Source organism: Capnocytophaga sputigena (assembly GCF_002302495.1).
GTDB classification, from domain to species: domain Bacteria; phylum Bacteroidota; class Bacteroidia; order Flavobacteriales; family Flavobacteriaceae; genus Capnocytophaga; species Capnocytophaga sputigena.
Genome location: NZ_CP022379.1, coordinates 1740496 through 1758961 on the forward strand (window position 1 = coordinate 1740496; position 18466 = coordinate 1758961).

Below are 18466 nucleotides of genomic sequence, written 5' to 3' on the forward strand. Positions count from 1 at the left end.
TAATAATAAATTAATGAAACCATACCTTTACCTTTTGGCATTTGCCTTGGTAGCTTGCCATAATTCATCAGAACAAAAAGAGTCAGTTAAAGAAGAACTCACTAATTATGTTAATCCCTTCATCGGTACTGATGGGACGGGGAATACCTACCCTGGGGCAATGACTCCCTTTGGGATGGTGCAACTCAGTCCGGATATTGGTATCCCAGGTTGGGACAGAATTTCGGGCTATTTCTACCCCGATAGCATCATTACTGGATTCTCACACACCCACCTTTCAGGCACGGGGGCTGGTGACCTCTACGATGTACTCATTATGCCCACCAATAGTAGATTTAACCAGCGTATTGAGGCAAACAACCACCTGCCTTTCTCCTATTTCTCTCACCAACACGAAACCGCCACTGCGGGTTACTACAGTGTTGATTTGCTGAGTTATGGCATCAAAGCTGAACTTACTGCCACTCCGCGTGTAGGCGTACAACGCTATACTTTTCCTAAGGACAAACAATCCAAAATTACTGTAGATTTAGGCTATAGCATCAACTGGGATAAACCTACTGAAACTTATTTGAAAGTGGTGGATAGCACTACTTTGGAAGGTTATCGGTTTTCTACTGGCTGGGCGCGCAACCAAAAGGTATATTTTGTGATCAAGCTCTCCAAACCCTTTGTTGATAAGGAATTTACAGAAGAAAAAGAAAATGGCAAAGCCAACCGCTCTAAAATGGTACTTCGCTATGCTACCGCCGACAATGAGACTATAGTAGTAAAAACAGCACTTTCTATGCACAGCATTGCAGGCGCTTATAAAAATATGGAAGCCGAAGCCCCTCATTTTGCTTTCGATGACTATCGCGAGGCGGCTCGTAACCTCTGGGAACGACAATTACAGAAAATTACAGTAGAAGGGGGAACTGAGGAGCAAAAAACAATTTTCTATACAATGCTCTACCAATCGATGTTGGCGCCTAACCTCTTCAGTGATGCTGATGCCTCTGAAAAGCGTTACGATACTTTCTCACTTTGGGATACTTTCCGCGCAGCTCACCCTCTCTATACCTTGTTGCATCGCGAGGCATCTGCCGATTTTATCAAGAGCTTTTTAGCACACTACCGCGAAAATGGCACGCTGCCAGTATGGAGTATGCAAGGCGGTGAAACCAATATGATGATAGGCTATCACGCTGTACCTATTATCGTAGATGCTTATTTTAAGAATATCCCGATGGATATCCCCTTAGCTTATGAGGCTTGCAAACAAAGTGCGATGGTGAAAGAACGCGAAATCGACCTTTATCAGCAATATGGTTATGTGCCTTACGATTTAGATAAATCAGATGAAAACTGGTCGGTGTCTAAAACCTTAGAGTACGCTTACGACGACTGGTGTATTGCGCAATTTGCCAAATCACTCGGCAAGGAACAAGATGCAGCTTATTTTGCCAAACGCGCTGAAAATTGGCGCAATCTCTTTGATGGAAAAACAACTTTCTTCCGTCCTAAAGACAGCAAAGGACAGTTTATCAAGCCTTTCAATCCTAAGGACTACAGCAAATACTTCTGCGAAAGCAATGCTTGGCATTATCGCTGGTTTGTGCCTCATAACATTCTCGGCTTGCGCGATGTGATGGGAGGTACTGATGCTTTTGAACAGAAACTCGATTCGATGTTCACTTTAGCCGTTACTCCCGATGAAAAATTGCCTATTTTCAGTACCGGAATGATAGGTCAATACGTACACGGTAACGAACCGAGTCATCACGTGGCTTACCTCTATCATTTTACAAACCACCCTGAAAAAGTATCACAACGCGTTACTGAAATATTGAATACTCAATATAAAAATACCCCCAGTGGGCATTGTGGCAATGAGGACTGCGGACAAATGAGCAGTTGGTATGTGCTCTCAGCTTTAGGTTTTTATCCTCTCAACCCTTCCGATGGCAGGTATTATCTAACCACCCCATTGTTTGATAAAGCTACCCTTCACTTAGAAAATGGCAAGACTTTTACTATTGAAAAAGGTAAAAAAGCAGGTGAAATACGCTTCAATGGTAAGCCGTTCTATAGGAATTACATCAACTACGACGAAATTCTAACTATTAACAATTGACGGTTGGTAATTAACAATTAAAACTTTTTTATGCTTTTTCTTGCTTTTGTCTTTTTTTGTTTATACCTTTGACGTCTCAAACAATCGTAAGAATTAGAATGTTGAACGAAACTATTATATTATGAATGAATTAACAGAAAAAGACCGCCAGCTACTCATCAGAAAAGGCATTACTGAAGCAATGCTCAACGCTCAAGTAGCACAATTCAAACAAGGAGTACCCCCTATCCAGCTCTACAAAGCTGCTGTGTTAGACGATGGTATTATCCCTTTTAGTAAAGAAGAAGCTGCCAAATACGCTGCTATCTACCAAAAGCGCAAACAAGGCAACACTATCCTGAAATTTGTACCAGCTTCGGGGGCAGCGACGCGTATGTTCAAATCGCTTTTCGCCTTTAGAGACGATTTTGAGCTCGATCGCGAATCGTTTGTAGCCTATATCGGTAGGACTGGTAATAAGGAAGTAAAGGCTTTCTTTGAAGGTCTTGAACGCTTTGCTTTCTACCCCCTCCTCAAAACAGCTATTGATAAACATCACCCCGACTTTTCCTCACTAAACGAAGATATCCAAAAACACATTATCGTCAATACCCTCCTTAATGAGGATGGTTTGGGCTATGGCAATATGCCCAAAGGACTACTTCCTTTCCACAAACACTCCGAAAAAATCGCTACTCCTTTTGAAGAACACTTCCGCGAGGCAGTGCTCTACGCTTCCGATGAACAAGAAGCTCACCTGCATTTTACTATTACTGAGCAGCACACCGAAGCATTCCACAAAGAACTCAACCTTATCAAACCTGTGCTTGAAGAGCGTTACAACATCAGTTTTGATGTGAATTTCTCTTACCAAAAACCAAGTACCGACACGGTTTCGGTAACCGAAGATAACGAGCTTTTCCGCGATGAAGAAGGTAATCTCCTTTTCCGCCCTGCTGGTCACGGAGCTCTGCTGAGCAACCTTAACGACATTGATGCTGATATCATCTTTATTAAGAATATCGACAATGTGGTAGTGAAAAAATACACCGATGAGACGGTTTTCTACAAAGAAGCACTTGCGGGCAAACTATGTGAGGTACAAGATGAAATTTTTAAAATCTTACACCGTATCGACAATAATAAGATTAAGAAGAAAGAAGTGAAACACATCCTTGATTTTCTAAAAGAAATCAATATCTCTGTTCCTGATTACATCTATAAATTCCGCCGCCAATACGCTATGGAGTTCATCAAAGAACAGCTCAATCGCCCTATACGCGTGTGCGGAATGGTAAAGAATGAAGGTGAACCTGGTGGAGGTCCGTTCTGGGTGAAAGACGGTGAGGGCTACAGCCTTCAAATCATCGAATCTGCCCAAGTGAATATGGCTGATAGCAAGCAAAAGGAAATCTTCCAACAGTCTACTCACTTCAACCCTGTAGATTTGATTTGCGGTACCAAAGACTATAAAGGCGAGAAGTTTGACCTACAACAATACGTAGACCCTAACCAAGCCTTTATCACCTCTAAAACCTATATGGGTCGTCCGCTAAAAGCATTAGAACTCCCAGGTTTATGGAATGGCTCAATGGCACATTGGATTACCCTATTCGTTGAAGTGCCTATCATCACCTTCAACCCTGTGAAAGTAGTAAACGACCTGCTCAAGAAAACTCACCAAGGGTGAGGGGCAGGTGTCAGGTTTTAGGTTTCAGGGGTCAGGGGTCAGGTTTCATTTATCAATTAACAATTGACAAAAGCTATTCAAAAAAGGTTTCAAAATCGCTTTTGCGTCGCTACACTTTGCCAAAGTTTCTTGCCGTACGGCTCGTACCTTTGGCAAAGTTGATTATATAAGATTATTGGTTTATAAAATCTTGTTCTTCTTTGGTAAGTAAAAACTTGGCTTCACCTTGTTTGTGAGGGGTAATGTATTCGTGGAAAGACTTTTGAATATCTATTCTATCTTCCTTTTTAATATGTTTGTTCTGTACTCCTGTACGCAAAAAACTGTGTTCTAAAAAGAGTTTATCTCTTTTTCCTTTGTATTCAATAGCTCCTATGAGTCTTACATAATAAGAACTAAATAGTAGTTTGCCTTTATAGTCAGTTAAGGTGAGTTCCAAGCGATAATTATCTGTAATAGACTTATAAGGCTTATTAGTTTTCTCAGAAACTTTATCCTTTATACCTTGATGTATGTCGTTAAAAATAACTTTTCTCACAGCATTGGTAGTATTGTCAAACACCAATACCGAGTTTTCAAGTTTTAGATTTAGCTTTTTATTGATAACGATATCAGCGTTAAAAGTTACTTTAGTAACCTCTTTATTTTTCTCTACTTTTTTGATATCAATATTTTCACCAAATTGATCTATAAATGACAAATAGGTGTTCACAAAAATATATATAAACATCGGTGTTCTTTCTAAGTGAACAGAACGAGCCGCGACTTCTTCTTGGCTTAACATTTTAGAGTAGTCGATATTTTTAAGTCGGATTTGTAATAGTTTTTCTAAAGGTTGCTTGAAAGAAGTATAACGATAACTTTTGCTCCACCAATCTAACTGCACTTGATAAAGGCGTGTAAGGGTGTCATTTCTTATCATCTTTTCTCGATAAGTACATTCCAATATTTTAGCCTTAGTGTCATACAATTTGAAGTAATTATCTAAAACATACTTTACTTTCTTTTTTAAATCAAAATTGTACAACACAACTTCCTCAAGTTGTATTTCCTGAGGATTGAGATAAATGGTTGCTTTGGCAAAGGTTTTATCGGTAAAAATCTTTTTAGTTGCATAGCCTATATGGCTTAGGGTAAGGGTATCATTCTCCACCGCAATACGCAATTTGCCTTCCTCATTGGTAATAGTACCGTTGAGAGAGCGTGTGTAATAGGCTTCGACATTGGGAATGGGCTGCTTTGTAGAGACATCCAGCAGGGTGAGTTCGGCTACTTGGGCGGGTAAGGCTGTGGCTGTGAATAATAGGATAAGGAATAGTATTTTCATATTGTTATGTTTTTACATTACTTTAGAAATTAGAAATCACGCGGTATTCTTTTGGGTTGTGGGGTTTATTGATGAAATCGCGCATTTCATTGGTAAGGGGGAGTTGGTTTTGAGTCTCCCAAAATTCTTTGTTATAGGGTACATCTAATTTAAAGAGCTCTTTTTTGCCATTTACATTGGCTTTAAAAGTATTGAGGTCTGAAAAAGGGTGAGTAACAATGAGCTCGAAGCTTACATCGTACACTATTCTTTCTTTGCCTACATATCCTTCTACTTTTGCGCCAACTATGGCATTGGCTATAAAATATTTGTTGTTTTTGGTGTCTTTCTCACATTTTTCCTTATAAAAATAATCAATAGTTCTGTATTTGATGAATGGTTTTTTAGTATAGGGTATTTTATGAATTATTTTAGGATTGATTTTATGAATACGCTCTTTGACGGCATAATCATCGGTATTGATAATGAAATGACCTATACTACTTTTATCATCCTCTTCATTTTTAGGAGTATGACTTACCTGATGATGTGTTTCATCTATAACTTTAAGGAATGAAAAACGGTACTCCTTTGAATCTAAAAATAAAATATTACTCCACCATTGAAAAACATCATTTAAGGAAGGGATATTAAAATCGTCTGCACGCACTCCTTTCTTTTCTATACCAAACTTACGCATATTCAGCAATTGAAAGGTGAAATTTTTCTCGGCTCCTAATAACTTATCGCGCTTGATACGCCCACTGAAATCTTCTATTTTCACGAGTTCACCATTGTGTTTGAGGACACAACGCAAGAAGAAATCTTCAACAAAAGGTTCCATAGGATAATTGGTAGTAGCGTGATTATAAGCTTCTTGTATAATGTTTTTGTTGGAAAGGGTTACTTCGTCTAACTGAAAAGGTTTTGGGGTAAGGTACAAGGTGTCTTTTGTACGACTGAGGGCTTTGAAAGTGGTTTTGAGGGTTTCATAACCTAACATTTTGATAGTTATACTGTCATTGGTAGAGTAGAATACAAAGTGCCCGTCGTCATTGGTAACGGTATAATCGTTTGCATTATGGATAGTAGCACTTTTTAAAGGGGCTTTAGTCTCCTTATCCGCAAGGTATTTGGAGAGGGTGTTCTGAGAAAAAGATAGTGGAATTAGGGTTATATAGGTGAGGATTGCGATTATATTCTTTTTCATATTTATAAGGATTAGTAATTTTTGAGGTGTTTTTTTGTTAATTATCAATTGTTAATTGGAAAGGTCTTTCCCAATGTCTTTTCGCCAGTAAGCACCTTCAAAATGTATTTTACTGATATTGTTGTAGGAGCGTTGTAAGGCTTCTTTGAAATCATCACCTAAAGAAGTTACAGCTAACACACGACCGCCAGCGGTGAGGAGTTTACCGTCTTTAAGGGTGGTACCGGCGTGGTATACAGTGCTATCTGTTGCTTTTTCAGTGCCAGAAATCTCTTTTCCTTTCTCGTAATCCTCAGGATAGCCACCTGATACCATTACCACCGTAGTAGCGCTCTGTGGGGTTACTTTCAACTCTTGTGAAGCCAAAGTGCCGTTGTACAACGACTGGAATAACGGAATGAGGTCGCTTTCTATACGCGGCAATACGGCTTCGGTTTCGGGGTCTCCCATACGCACATTGTATTCTATCACGTAAGGCTCACCGTCTACTTTTATGAGTCCGATGAATACAAAGCCTTTATATACAATGCCTTCCTTGTACAATCCTGCAATAGTAGGTTTTACGATGCGCTCTTCAATTTTCTGCATAAAGGCTGCATCGGCAAAAGGCACTGGTGAAACAGCCCCCATACCGCCCGTGTTGAGCCCTGTATCACCTTCACCTATGCGCTTATAGTCTTTGGCAGTAGGCAATATTTTGTAGTTTTGTCCATCGGTGAGGACAAAGCAGCTTAGTTCAATACCTTTGAGGAATTCTTCAATCACCACCTTAGTACTTGCTTTTCCAAATTTCTCGTTGATGAGCATCCGGCGTAATTCGGTTTGGGCTTCTTGTAAATCTTCGAGTATCACTACTCCTTTACCAGCAGCCAAACCATCGGCTTTGAGTACATAAGGGGCTTTCATCGTGCTGAGGAAAGCGCAACCTTCGTCCACTGTCTCCTTGGTAAAACTCGCATATTTAGCCGTGGGGATATTATGGCGCACCATAAACTCTTTGGCGAACTCTTTACTGCCTTCGAGGGTAGCGCCCTGCTGTGAAGGACCTATCACTTGCACGTGAGAGAGTTCTTTATCATTGGCAAAGAAATCGTATACCCCTTGCACTAAAGGGTCTTCGGGACCTACCACTACCATTGCAATCTGTTTTTCAAGCACAAAGGCTTTGAGAGTGGGGAAGTCGGTAGGGCTGATAGCCACATTGGTAGCTACAGTGTGGGTACCCCCATTGCCAGGGGCGATGTATAAGGTATCGCAAAGCGGACTTTGGTGTAGTTTTACGGCAAAGGCGTGTTCACGACCGCCAGAGCCAAGGATAAGTATGTTCATTTCTATTAATTAGTCAATTTGTCGATTAGTAGATTTGTTTCACTTGTCGATTTTGCAAATCGGTATTGGTTGCATCTTGTGCTGGTTAGCACGATTGAGGCGGGTGTATATCTCAAATACTTCGCGCTCTCTACCGCTAAAATCATCAGCTTTTTTGCCTTGATCGGTTTGGAGCATTGCCCATTCCAACTCATCATAAGAGGCTTTGAGCTGGTCTTCATCGCTGCGGTCGTCGCCAAAAAGACCGTCAGAAGGTTTTGCTTTGAGGATACTTTGCGGAATTTGCAAGTATTTGCCAAGTTGGTATACTTCGCTTTTCATCAGGTCGGCAATAGGGCTGATATCCACGCCCCCATCGCCGTATTTGGTAAAAAATCCTACCCCGAAATCCTCAATTTTATTACCCGTGCCTACCACTATATAGCCTTCGAGTCCCGCAAAATAGTAGAGGGTCGTCATTCTTAGGCGCGCACGAGTGTTGGCAAGTGCCATTTCATAAGTAGATTTATCGGTAGGGGGTATTTGTGCCACAAATTGGTCGAATACAGGAGTGAGGTCGGTGCGCAAGTCGCTCACATTAGGGTAGTGAGCTTTAAGGAAAGCAATATGCTCTTGGGCGCGGCTCACGTGGCTTTCAGCTTGGTGAATGGGCATTTCGAGACAGAGCGTAGGTAAACCCGTACGCGCACAAAGCGTAGAGACTACCGCCGAGTCTACTCCACCTGATATGCCTATGACTAAGCCCTTTACGCGAGCATTTTCGGCGTAAGTTTTTATCCAATGAACGATTTGTGATGCTATGTTTTCCATTTGAATTGTATTGAGTTCAAAAAATGTCTTCAGTATATCGCGACAAAGGTACTAAATAATTGCGAATAACGAAAAACTTTTATACTTTTGCGGTATAAATTAGTAAAGTTGCTATCAAACTATGAAAAAACTCTTTGTATTGCTGTTTTTCTGTAGTATTACCGCTCAGGCACAGCTCTCGTCATACCGCTATAAACAAGCGCTTGAAAATCTCAATCAAAGCGGTTGGTATTCTCTCACTTTGCCCATTACTATCTTCGACCGTATGGAGAGTTATAACGATTTGCGCATTTATGGCATTTCGGTTACCGATACTATTGAAGTGCCTTATATGATAGCTGATACAGTGGTTGCTACCCAAACTATTACGCACTTTGCTGTAAAGAACGACAAAGTGTCTAAACATACGATTATCGATGTGAAACTTCCCGAAATTTTGCTCCTTGGCAAAGTCGCGATTCACCCTGCAACAACTTATGATTATTATCGTTCTGTGAAGATTTTGCAAAACGAAACTACCGATGACACCTATCTGAGCAGTGTAGTTAAAGGGGTGCTCGACTCTAAGGGGAATAACACATATACTTTTGCACCACAGCTGTTTAAGCATCTGCAAATTGATATTGATAACCAAGACAATACTCCACTTGCCATTGATGAAATTACCCTCTTTCCTATCACTTATAAACTCACAGCACGCTTCCCCGATACAGCTCATCACTATTTTTTAGTGTATGGCAAAGCTAACGACATAGCGCCTCAGTACGACATCACTCATTTTGTGAAGCATATCCCTAAACAACTCCCCTCCATTCATTACAATGAGACTGTAGAATATGTAAAGAATCAGCCTATTACTACAACGACTTCAGTTACTAAAAGCCCTACCAATGGTACTTTTGTGTCGGCTAAGCCACTACTATGGACAATTATGGGGATTGTTGTCCTACTCATCTTTGTTTTTTCAGTGAAAATGATGAGAAATAAATAGCAATTAACAAATAACAAATAATAATTAACAATTAATAAGTTGTGCCCCTTATTATTGGTTATCTATTGATGAGGATTAAGAGTTGAAAAAAAAGATTATTTGATTTATAATCAACAAGTTGTTTCAATCCTTAATTGATACTATTACTTGTTAATTGTTACCTATTAATTGTTACCTATTAATTGTTAATTGAATAGTATTCTTTTTCGGTAACGATTATGTGGTCTAAGAGTTTAATATCCAAAGTATCACCAGCGTTTCTCACGTGTTGGGTAAGTTCTATATCCTCTTTGCTGGGAGTGGTACTCCCCGAGGGGTGGTTATGTACTAAAATCAGTGAGACAGCGCCTTGTTCTAAGGCATTTTTGAAGAGCAATCGTATATCCACAGTGGTATGAGTTATGCCCCCTGAAGAAAGTCGGCATTTGTGAATCACGCGGTTGGCACTGTTGAGGTAGAGCACCCAAAATTCCTCGTGAGGTAGGTCTCCAATAAGGGGTTGCATCAAAGTAAAAACGTGTCGGGGAGCTTCAATTTTAGGTTGAGGTTCAGGAGTTTCGGCAGCACGCCGGCGACCCATTTCGGTAGCGGCGAGAATGGTAATTGCTTTGGCTTCACCAATCCCTTTGAAGGCGGTGAGTTGCGCCAATGTTTGTTTGCCCAAAGCCGTGAGACTGTTGCCTACTGAAGCCAATATACGTCTGCTCAAAGCAACAGCACTTTCATTGGCAGAGCCTGAACCTAATAAAATAGCCAAAAGTTCAGCATTGCTCAAAGCTGTTTTTCCTTGAGCCATCATCTTCTCACGAGGCTTATCGGTATCTTCCCAATTTTTGATAGTCATAATTTAGTTGTTAGTTATCGGATAAACTTTAGATGTTTGTATTGCGTTTGTTTATCTTCTTTATTTTTTATGTTGTGATTGATTGATTTTCAGTGAAATATTAACTATTGAACATTAGCTGAATTGTTACTCACCTGCCCAGCTGCACCAACTCACTGTCTTTACCTTACACCTGAAACCTAACACCTGTTACCTATTTTATTTGCTAGCCAACTTACATAAAACAGCTGAAAGCTGTGGTAAAGCATTATGGGCAATAGAAACATTACTTTGTTGTCGTCAGGAATGCCTAATACCATCATAAACAAGCTCCCGTGAACTAATGATTTCTTAGAACCACAGAAAGTCGTGGTAATCGTGTCCTCACGATTGAAATGCAAACGCCTTGATGTCCAGCCCAAAAGGTGATACACTATAAAAAATAAACCTACCGCTGCCAAGGCAATAATCGCAAAAGTAATAGGCGGCACACTGCTAAACACGCGATTTACAAAAGCCGTTGAAAAACTCTCGTAAACGATGAGTAAGATAATGAGTCTGTCAAACTTACCGATGAGCTTGCCATAGCGTTCTATGAATTTCTTGCACAGCGGATTGAGGAACAAACCTAACACAATAGGCAACAATACTTTTAGTAGTAATTGTTGAATGATAGCCCCTTGATCTACAGCTGCCCCGCTACTGTTTTCCAAAAAAGGCTGCATCAACATAGGGGTAGCAAAAATACCGATAAGTCCCGAAATAGAAGCGTTGAAAATCGCTGAAGGCACATTCCCTTTGGCAATAGAAACCATCACCACCGATGAGGAAACCGTAGAAGGTAAGCACGCCAAAAAGTATATCGAGAGCCATAACACGTAAAACTCAGTGCCTTGCGCTATCTTGTAGAAAGGCATTACCAAAAGCGGAAACAGTACAAAAGTAGCTACCTGTGCTAAGAGGTGTAACTTCCAGTTTTTGATGTCGTTCAATACCTCACGGAGATTTAGTTTGAGTCCGTAAAGCAGGAAGATAATCACAATTCCCCAGTCGATAAAAGTGCCGAGATTGAAATAAGCATTATAACTTTCGCGATAGGGGAGGAGGTAACCGAGGAGCACCATTGCTACCAAGAGCCAGAGAAAAGCGTTTTTAGTAAGTATTTTGTTCATCTGTTGTGAATTGATTTTGCAAAGCTAAGAATAATTTTGTAATTGAAAAGTAAGTAACCTTATAAAACTAATGATAAAAACTTCCTAAGAAAACATCCTGACACTCTAAAACCACCTTTTCATCTCTTAAATTAACACTTTAGCATTGATAGTTGTAAAATTTAACAGTATTTTAACATAATGGGGGGGGTAAAATTTGTGTCTTTGCCCCGAAATATTTGCTTTTATTTAAGTCCTGATTTTTTATCTCCTTTATTTTCCGTAAAGAAAAATCAGGTGATTACAAAGAAAAGTAGGGGATACTCTTTTCTCTCTCTTGTCCCCACTTTTTCTTTGTAAAGCAGAGATAACTAATCACCACTAATAAAAAAATCTTCGTTTTATTTGTTACTTTACGAAAAAGTTCCTACATTTGCCCGATATTAGAAATATAGAAATTAGGGAATAGGATTTTTTCTTATTTCTTACTCTTAACTCTTAACTGAAAAAATATGTTTCAAAAAGGTAAAGTAGCTCAAGTTATTGGTCCGGTGGTAGATGTAGAGTTCGCATCGGATAAACAACTGCCTCGCATTTACGATTCTTTAGAAATCACCAAACCCGACGGCACTAAACTTATATTAGAAGTACAATCGCACATAGGCGAAGATGTGGTACGAGCCATCTCTATGGACTCTACCGAAGGGCTTAGCCGTGATACCGAAGTTATCGCTACCGGTAGCCCTATCAAAATGCCTGTAGGTCAAGATATCTATGGTCGCCTCTTCAACGTAATTGGCGATGGTGTAGACGGTCTTGGCGACCTGCCAAAAGATGGCGATAATGGTTTGCCTATCCACCGTGAAGCCCCTAAATTTGAAGAACTTTCTACTACTACCGAAGTGCTTTTCACCGGTATCAAAGTAATCGACCTTATCGAACCTTATGCCAAAGGTGGTAAAATCGGTTTGTTTGGAGGTGCTGGTGTAGGTAAAACGGTACTTATTCAAGAACTTATCAACAACATCGCTAAAGGGCACGGCGGTCTCTCAGTATTTGCTGGTGTAGGCGAACGCACTCGTGAAGGGAATGACCTCCTCCGCGAAATGATTGAATCGGGCATCATCAAATATGGCGATGCGTTTGTAGAATCAATGGAAAAAGGAGGTTGGGATTTGAGCAAAGTAGATAGAAAAGTTCTTAAAGAATCTAAAGCTACTTTTGTTTTCGGACAAATGAACGAACCCCCTGGAGCACGTGCGCGTGTAGCTCTCTCTGGACTTACCATTGCCGAGTACTTCCGCGATGGTGCTGGTGAAGGACAAGGAAAAGACGTGCTTTTCTTCGTTGATAATATCTTCCGTTTCACCCAAGCAGGTTCTGAGGTTTCAGCCCTTTTAGGTCGTATGCCATCAGCGGTGGGTTACCAACCTACCTTGGCTACCGAAATGGGGGCAATGCAAGAGCGTATCACCTCTACCAAACACGGTTCAATTACCTCAGTACAAGCGGTATATGTACCTGCCGATGACCTTACCGACCCTGCTCCGGCTACTACCTTTGCCCACCTCGATGCCACTACCGTATTGTCGCGTAAAATTGCTGAGCTAGGTATCTACCCTGCCGTAGACCCACTTGACTCTACTTCGCGTATCCTTACCCCCGAAATTCTCGGTAAAGAACACTACGAGTGCGCACAACGTGTGAAAGAGCTCTTGCAACACTACAAACAATTGCAAGATATCATCGCTATCCTCGGTATGGAAGAACTTTCCGAAGACGACAAGATTGCGGTAGCTCGTGCGCGTCGTGTACAACGCTTCTTGTCACAGCCTTTCCACGTAGCCGAACAATTCACCGGATTACCAGGGGCTTACGTAGATATCAAAGATACTATCAAAGGCTTTAATATGATTCTCGACGGTGAACTCGACCACCTTCCTGAAGCTGCCTTCAACCTTAAAGGTACTATTGAAGAAGTAATTGAAGCTGGTGAAAAAATGCTTGCTGAAGCTAGCTAGTTAATTAGAATATTATATACTTTGTCAAAGTCCTTAATTGCCCGTGCGGCTTTCACCTTTGACAAAGTTTTAAACAATAACAAAAAAAGCCCGTGCGGCTCGCGCTTATGACAGTAGAAATCCTCTCTCCCGAAGCCCTTTTGTTTAAAGGTGAAGCAACCGCAGTGAATGTACCTGGGGTTAAGGGGGCATTTGTAATATTAGATCACCACGCCCCTATTATTTCAATGCTTACAGCGGGCGAGGTAACCCTTTTTGAAGGTAAAAATGAATTGAAATCCTTTACTATTAAGGGGGGTACCTTGGAGTGCAATCACAACAAGGTGGTAATCCTTGCCGATTAGTAGTGTAGTAATTCATATAAAAAATCCCAAGTATTGTTTTAAAATACTTGGGATTTTTATTTATCACAAATTCTTATTTGCTAATTCCTTATTTTCTACCTGAAGAATTCTCTCTTCAACACTTCCTTTTAAAATCTGATATTTTATATCTCGGGCATCTAATTGTTCTTGAAAGAAAGTAAAAACACTTTCTCGTTCGTGAGGTTTGTCGCGCAGGTCATCGGCTTGCCAAGGTACATCTATATAGGTAAGGAAAATAGCGTCGTAATGATGGGCAAGGGCAGCGCGTTCTATTTCAGGCTCACATTTGCCATAATAGAGGTATGAATAAATCATAAGTTCTAACAAGCAGGTATCGCAGAATAACACCTTATTTGCTTGCGAAATGCGCTCATTTTCAAGAGCTACTTGTCCGCGAGCGATAGGCAGCAGGTCATCGGGGGTGCAGGTGAGGCGCTGGGTGTCCCACTTGTGTTGCAAATAAGTGCGCATATACTCCTCTGTCCATACGGTTTGGTAACGCTGGGCAAGGGTGCGACTCAGCGTGGTTTTGCCCGTGCATTCCGGACCTATAAAGGCGATACGCTTGATGTTGCTCTCTCGTTGCGCAAGTGTTTTTTCCATTCGATATAGCCCATTATGGCGATGATAGTGAATAATAAATACTGAAAAGAAGTGAAAAGCATTCCTTTTTTGAAGTAGAGCGGCACCGAAATAAGATCTCCGAGAATCCAAAAGAGCCAATTCTCTATCTTGCGTTTTGCCATTAGCCACATCCCTACTAAGAAAATGGCGGTAGTAAATACATCAACATATTCGGTAGGGAGGAAGTTGTGAAAACCTAAGGAAATGCCCTCCATTGAAAAGTTGTTTTTGATGTAGGGTTTCAGGTAATATACTATGGTTACAAAACTCAAACTAAACAAGCCTAACAGACCGCAAATTTGCCAATCACGGCGCGTAGTAACCGAAATGGTAATCACATTATCGTGTGCGTTCTTTGCCCATAACACCCAGCCGTAGATGCTCATTGCTGTATAATAAGCATTGATGAGCATATCACCCCACAGTACATAGTGCCAAAGCAAATATACAAACAACACCGTACTGATAATCCCCGTAGGGTATACCCATATATTACCTTTTTTAGCATACCACACACTGAGGAATCCAAAGAGTACCCCAATGATTTCGAGCACTACCAAATGCGTATCTACTCCTCTATATTGCGCAAAAAAATCAGTCATTCGTTCTTACTTTTTACCTCTTACCTCTTACCTAAAAAAACGCTTTATACTCGTGGCGATCGGATTTTACGATTTTTATGTACATCAATCCGCGTTCTACTAGCTCGAGTGCTTCTTCTATTTCGGTAGTGAGCACGCTCATTACTTGGGTGTAGTCGCCATACACTTGAGTGCTAAGAGGATTTTCTTGCACGATAAGCCCAGAGGCGCGCAATTTTTTGATAAAATGAATGATAGGTTGCTCGAAATCATCTTGCAACGGACTGAAGGTAAGTTCTACTGATACTTTCATACTTGTTAAGCTGTTACTTGTTGTTTATTAAAATAAAAAGGCTGCCTACATTAGGCAGCCTTTTGCAAGTGCGGGTGAAGGGACTCGAACCCCCACGCCGTGAAGCACTAGATCCTAAGTCTAGCGTGTCTACCAATTTCACCACACCCGCAAAATGATGAACTTTCGTTTGATTGACGGCGCAAAGGTACAATAGTTTTTTGAATCTGCAAATTTTTTTAGGATTTTTTTAATAAATCACGATTTACTTTTTACTTATTACTAATTTAAAAGAAGCCCCGCGCAAAAGCGCGGGGCTTCTTTACTATGGGGTGAAGATAAGGTTCTCCACTAAGTCGCTATCGACGTTTTTAGCGAGGGGTTTGATTTTCTTTTTGGGGTTTGAGTACAGAAAATCTTCACTACTCAAATGTCCTGTAGACATTTCGTCGGGGTTTGTCTCGGCAACTCTTGTAGTTCCAGACAGTTCATTCATCTCTTCGGAAACAATTCCTTCAAAGAAATTGCTTTCCCTCTTCTTTTCTGCATTTTTCATTTTGTCTGTTTTTTAAATTATTATTAAATCTTTCAGTGGGAGTCAAGTTTCAAGGGGTAGGTTTTAGGTGTCAGGTTTCCTGACACCTACCCCCTATTACCTACCCCCTAATTATTTACTCTTTCAATAAAATCGCTCAGTACATTCATATAATTGATGAAGGCTTCGTAGGGCGAATCATAGGGTAGGAGGTACTTGTGATAATCAGTGCCCGAAAAGAGCTTGGTGCGCATAAAATAGAAATGTTCGCTACCTTGCAATCGGCTGTAATCTTCGATGAGCTCGGCATTCTTTTTCTTTCTCACCAAAGGTTGTACTTTAAAGAGCTCGCTAAAAGCTTCTTTTTGTAGTTCATTACCAAGCCAAGAGGTAGTGTCGCGCTCTTCATCTGTCCACGAAATAGGGTAGGGCACAGGCAATATATCTTTAGCAGGGTGCTTTTTGGCTACTTCTTTAGGTAATAAAAACTGATAGTTAGGGTTGGCTAACATATTTTCTATAAAGTAACGCAAGAAGTCGAAAATACCGCTTTGAGCATTGTTGAAATAGCCTATGACCTCATAGTTCATAAAGAGGTTGAGCACTTCAGTATCTCGCAAACTGCTTTCTACCCAAGAGGCGTATTTTTCGGAAGTGAGCGGGTATTCACTCCAGTTGCTATCGGAAAAACGATTGGCGATATCATCACTCAGTTTGCTGTTCTTAAGCAAGAGATTGAGGTTCTCATTGAGAGCGTTTTTATAAACGAAATTGGGGCTCTTCCAGCCTAATACGTGTTTAGCGCCATCGGTGAGCATCGTTTTGAAACCGAGTTTTGCAACGCGTTCGCCTATCTTATCGGAATAGATGAGAGAGGTGTTACGGAAGGTTACAGGCTTTTTGCCAAAGAGCTGTTTGATGGCATTGCTGTGGCGTTTTACTTGTTGTTCAAACTCATCGGTATCTTCAGAAAGTGAAGCCAACGAATGTGAATAAGTCTCTGCTAAAAACTCTACACAGCCAGTAGCGGCGAGTTCTTGAAAACTGCGAATCACCTCGGGGGTGTGCATTTCAAGCTGGTCGATAGCACTCCCTGTGATAGAAAACGCTACTTTGAATTTGCCTTCGTATTTTTTGATGAGCTCTAACAAGAGGGCATTGGCAGGTAGATAGCAATGCTCTGCCAAATCTTCGAGCTCTGAACGATTGGCGTAGTTATCGAAATAGTTGTGTTTTTTACCTATGTCAAAGAATTGGTATTTTCTAAGACGTTCGGGGTGATGGATTTGGAAATAAATACAAATTGACTTTTTCATCGTTGGTTATTTTATATTAAAGATTCGTAAATGTTTTTAAGTTTCAAAGAGGCATTTTCCCATTTGAGTTTATTAACCTCGTCGTAGCCTTCGCGTTGCATATAGTGAGCCAGTGTAGGGTAAGCCAAAATGCCATAAATAGCATCGGCAAGGGCGTTGATATCCCAATAATCCACTTTGATAGCGTGGTCTAACACCTCAGCCACCCCCGATTGTTTGGAGATGATAGTAGGTACTCCTGAGCGCATCGCCTCTAAAGGAGAAATGCCAAAGGGTTCTGACACTGAGGGCATTACATATACATCGCTGTATTGGAACATACGCTGTACATCATTACCTCTAAGGAAGCCTGTGAAGTGGAAGCGGGTGCCCAATCCTAATTGTGCTACACGGCGCACTAAGGGGTTCATCTTCTCACCGCTACCTGCCATTACAAAGCGCACGTTAGGCACGCGTTTCATCACTTTGGCAGCTGCCTCTACAAAGTACTCAGGACCTTTTTGCAAGGTGATACGCCCTAAGAAAGTAACGATTTTATCTTTCACGCCGCGTTCTTCTTTGGCATCGGTTTCGGCTTTGAAATCTACTGCATTGTGCACGGTAATCACTTTTTCGGCAGGGATACCGTATTTTTCAATGACGATATTGCGCGTCCAGTTGCTCACAGTTACCACTCTATCGGCTGCTTCCATACCGCGTTTTTCGATGTCGTACACCAGTGTATTGCGGTTGTACTCGCCCCCGCGGTCGTATTCGGTAGCGTGTACGTGTACGATAAGGGGTTTGCCCGAAATCTTCTTAGCAATGATGCCTGCACTATAGGTAAGCCAGTCGTGGGCGTGAATCACGTCAAACTCATAGCGTTTGGCAACGGTACCCGCAACTAAGGCATAGCGGTACACCTCTTCCATAAGATTAGCGCCATATTTACCCGAAAACTGAAATTTGTTGTGATACGAAATGCGTTGGTGATGTTCTCCTTCTTTGAGGTATTGGTCGCGTTCGCGGGCAAAGGTTTCGGGGTCGAGATAAGGCACGAGGTTTGAGCCTATCTCCATAAAGTTGATATGTTTCCAGAAATCTTCTATTTTTTCGGTGTTTTGCAACATCTCTACATCGCTGGCGTTAATAATTTTCGCCACGCTGCCATCCTCATCACCAGAGGCTTTTGGCATTACAAACAGCACTTGTACGCCGTTTTTAGCCAATCCTTGGGCTATACCCAAGCAGGCTGTTCCTAATCCCCCACTGATATGAGGGGGAAATTCCCATCCAAACATTAATACTCTTGCATTCTTCATACGCTTTATATTTATTCCTTTTCCCA

The 18466-nt window shown here is 41.1% G+C and carries 17 protein-coding genes and 1 tRNA gene; 5 read left to right on the plus strand and 13 right to left on the minus strand.

Translation table 11 applies throughout. The annotated features are described in order from the left end of the window. Nucleotides 1-13 precede the first annotated feature (13 nt). On the plus strand, nucleotides 14-2116 hold the full coding sequence (locus CGC57_RS07680; protein WP_095898662.1) for a GH92 family glycosyl hydrolase: 2103 nt from the start codon (nucleotides 14-16) through the stop codon (nucleotides 2114-2116). Between the two features lie 121 nt (nucleotides 2117-2237). Beyond that, nucleotides 2238-3785, plus strand: a complete 1548-nt coding sequence (locus CGC57_RS07685; RefSeq protein ID WP_095898663.1) for a DUF4301 family protein — start codon at nucleotides 2238-2240, stop codon at nucleotides 3783-3785. 172 nt (nucleotides 3786-3957) lie between these two features. On the opposite strand, the gene CGC57_RS07690 is transcribed toward CGC57_RS07685, so the two are convergent. The 4 genes from CGC57_RS07690 to nadE are packed head-to-tail and all read right to left on the minus strand — an operon-like array spanning nucleotide 3958 to nucleotide 8440. Next, nucleotides 3958-5112 (minus strand): carboxypeptidase-like regulatory domain-containing protein, encoded by a 1155-nt coding sequence (locus CGC57_RS07690; protein WP_095898664.1) that lies wholly within the window; start codon nucleotides 5110-5112, stop codon nucleotides 3958-3960. Between the two features lie 22 nt (nucleotides 5113-5134). Further along, nucleotides 5135-6301: a peptidase associated/transthyretin-like domain-containing protein gene (locus CGC57_RS07695; RefSeq protein ID WP_095898665.1), complete on the minus strand. Its 1167-nt coding sequence runs from the start codon at nucleotides 6299-6301 to the stop codon at nucleotides 5135-5137. Nucleotides 6302-6352: 51 nt separating this feature from the next. Beyond that, nucleotides 6353-7630, minus strand: coding sequence for a phosphoribosylamine--glycine ligase (gene purD / locus CGC57_RS07700; RefSeq protein ID WP_095898666.1), 1278 nt, complete (start codon nucleotides 7628-7630; stop codon nucleotides 6353-6355). A 39-nt stretch (nucleotides 7631-7669) separates the two neighbouring features. After that, nucleotides 7670-8440, minus strand: a complete 771-nt coding sequence (nadE, locus tag CGC57_RS07705) for an NAD(+) synthase (RefSeq protein ID WP_095898667.1) — start codon at nucleotides 8438-8440, stop codon at nucleotides 7670-7672. A gap of 121 nt (nucleotides 8441-8561) precedes the next feature. Between nadE and CGC57_RS07710 the strand changes: the two genes are divergently transcribed. Further along, nucleotides 8562-9431 (plus strand): hypothetical protein, encoded by an 870-nt coding sequence (locus CGC57_RS07710; RefSeq protein WP_095898668.1) that lies wholly within the window; start codon nucleotides 8562-8564, stop codon nucleotides 9429-9431. Between the two features lie 178 nt (nucleotides 9432-9609). On the opposite strand, the gene radC is transcribed toward CGC57_RS07710, so the two are convergent. Continuing rightward, the gene (gene radC / locus CGC57_RS07715; RefSeq protein ID WP_095898669.1) at nucleotides 9610-10275 is read right to left on the minus strand and encodes a RadC family protein; all 666 of its coding nucleotides are present in this window, start codon (nucleotides 10273-10275) and stop codon (nucleotides 9610-9612) included. 179 nt (nucleotides 10276-10454) lie between these two features. Beyond that, nucleotides 10455-11426 (minus strand): bile acid:sodium symporter family protein, encoded by a 972-nt coding sequence (locus CGC57_RS07720; RefSeq protein WP_095898670.1) that lies wholly within the window; start codon nucleotides 11424-11426, stop codon nucleotides 10455-10457. A gap of 491 nt (nucleotides 11427-11917) precedes the next feature. On the opposite strand from CGC57_RS07720, the gene atpD reads away from it, so the two are divergent. Both atpD and CGC57_RS07730 read left to right on the plus strand, forming a co-directional pair. Then, nucleotides 11918-13426 carry a F0F1 ATP synthase subunit beta gene (gene atpD / locus CGC57_RS07725; protein ID WP_095898671.1) on the plus strand — a complete coding sequence of 503 codons (1509 nt, stop codon included), beginning with the start codon at nucleotides 11918-11920 and terminating at the stop codon, nucleotides 13424-13426. 107 nt (nucleotides 13427-13533) lie between these two features. Further along, a complete protein-coding gene (locus CGC57_RS07730) occupies nucleotides 13534-13770 on the plus strand; it encodes a F0F1 ATP synthase subunit delta/epsilon (RefSeq protein WP_095898672.1) in 237 nt (78 codons plus the stop codon). A gap of 63 nt (nucleotides 13771-13833) precedes the next feature. Here the strand turns inward: CGC57_RS07730 and CGC57_RS07735 are convergent, their stop codons facing one another. From CGC57_RS07735 to CGC57_RS07765, 7 genes are all read right to left on the minus strand, one after another. Further along, nucleotides 13834-14394, minus strand: coding sequence for an AAA family ATPase (locus CGC57_RS07735; protein ID WP_095898673.1), 561 nt, complete (start codon nucleotides 14392-14394; stop codon nucleotides 13834-13836). After that, a complete protein-coding gene (gene pnuC, locus CGC57_RS07740; protein WP_095898674.1) occupies nucleotides 14340-15017 on the minus strand; it encodes a nicotinamide riboside transporter PnuC in 678 nt (225 codons plus the stop codon). Before pnuC ends, CGC57_RS07735 begins: the two co-directional genes overlap by 55 nt. 31 nt (nucleotides 15018-15048) lie before the next feature. Continuing rightward, nucleotides 15049-15309: a thiamine-binding protein gene (locus tag CGC57_RS07745; protein ID WP_095898675.1), complete on the minus strand. Its 261-nt coding sequence runs from the start codon at nucleotides 15307-15309 to the stop codon at nucleotides 15049-15051. 69 nt (nucleotides 15310-15378) lie between these two features. Continuing rightward, nucleotides 15379-15460 (minus strand) — tRNA-Leu (locus tag CGC57_RS07750). 153 nt (nucleotides 15461-15613) lie between these two features. Next, nucleotides 15614-15844: a hypothetical protein gene (locus CGC57_RS07755; RefSeq protein ID WP_095898676.1), complete on the minus strand. Its 231-nt coding sequence runs from the start codon at nucleotides 15842-15844 to the stop codon at nucleotides 15614-15616. A 107-nt stretch (nucleotides 15845-15951) separates the two neighbouring features. Beyond that, complete coding sequence (locus tag CGC57_RS07760) at nucleotides 15952-17139, minus strand: glycoside hydrolase family 57 protein (protein WP_095898677.1); 1188 nt, start codon at nucleotides 17137-17139, stop codon at nucleotides 15952-15954. A gap of 11 nt (nucleotides 17140-17150) precedes the next feature. Further along, nucleotides 17151-18440, minus strand: a complete 1290-nt coding sequence (locus CGC57_RS07765; RefSeq protein WP_095898678.1) for a glycosyltransferase family 4 protein — start codon at nucleotides 18438-18440, stop codon at nucleotides 17151-17153. Nucleotides 18441-18466 lie beyond the last annotated feature (26 nt).

Bases quoted from the DNA above. Each gene is read 5' to 3' on its own strand.
- CGC57_RS07680 (WP_095898662.1), top strand. From the start codon at position 14: ATGAAACCATACCTTTACCTTTTGGCATTTGCCTTGGTAGCTTGCCAT.
- CGC57_RS07685 (WP_095898663.1), top strand. From the start codon at position 2,238: ATGAATGAATTAACAGAAAAAGACCGCCAGCTACTCATCAGAAAAGGC.
- CGC57_RS07690 (WP_095898664.1), bottom strand. From the start codon at position 5,112: ATGAAAATACTATTCCTTATCCTATTATTCACAGCCACAGCCTTACCC.
- CGC57_RS07695 (WP_095898665.1), bottom strand. From the start codon at position 6,301: ATGAAAAAGAATATAATCGCAATCCTCACCTATATAACCCTAATTCCA.
- purD (WP_095898666.1), bottom strand. From the start codon at position 7,630: ATGAACATACTTATCCTTGGCTCTGGCGGTCGTGAACACGCCTTTGCC.
- nadE (WP_095898667.1), bottom strand. From the start codon at position 8,440: ATGGAAAACATAGCATCACAAATCGTTCATTGGATAAAAACTTACGCC.
- CGC57_RS07710 (WP_095898668.1), top strand. From the start codon at position 8,562: ATGAAAAAACTCTTTGTATTGCTGTTTTTCTGTAGTATTACCGCTCAG.
- radC (WP_095898669.1), bottom strand. From the start codon at position 10,275: ATGACTATCAAAAATTGGGAAGATACCGATAAGCCTCGTGAGAAGATG.
- CGC57_RS07720 (WP_095898670.1), bottom strand. From the start codon at position 11,426: ATGAACAAAATACTTACTAAAAACGCTTTTCTCTGGCTCTTGGTAGCA.
- atpD (WP_095898671.1), top strand. From the start codon at position 11,918: ATGTTTCAAAAAGGTAAAGTAGCTCAAGTTATTGGTCCGGTGGTAGAT.
- CGC57_RS07730 (WP_095898672.1), top strand. From the start codon at position 13,534: ATGACAGTAGAAATCCTCTCTCCCGAAGCCCTTTTGTTTAAAGGTGAA.
- CGC57_RS07735 (WP_095898673.1), bottom strand. From the start codon at position 14,394: ATGGAAAAAACACTTGCGCAACGAGAGAGCAACATCAAGCGTATCGCC.
- pnuC (WP_095898674.1), bottom strand. From the start codon at position 15,017: ATGACTGATTTTTTTGCGCAATATAGAGGAGTAGATACGCATTTGGTA.
- CGC57_RS07745 (WP_095898675.1), bottom strand. From the start codon at position 15,309: ATGAAAGTATCAGTAGAACTTACCTTCAGTCCGTTGCAAGATGATTTC.
- CGC57_RS07755 (WP_095898676.1), bottom strand. From the start codon at position 15,844: ATGAAAAATGCAGAAAAGAAGAGGGAAAGCAATTTCTTTGAAGGAATT.
- CGC57_RS07760 (WP_095898677.1), bottom strand. From the start codon at position 17,139: ATGAAAAAGTCAATTTGTATTTATTTCCAAATCCATCACCCCGAACGT.
- CGC57_RS07765 (WP_095898678.1), bottom strand. From the start codon at position 18,440: ATGAAGAATGCAAGAGTATTAATGTTTGGATGGGAATTTCCCCCTCAT.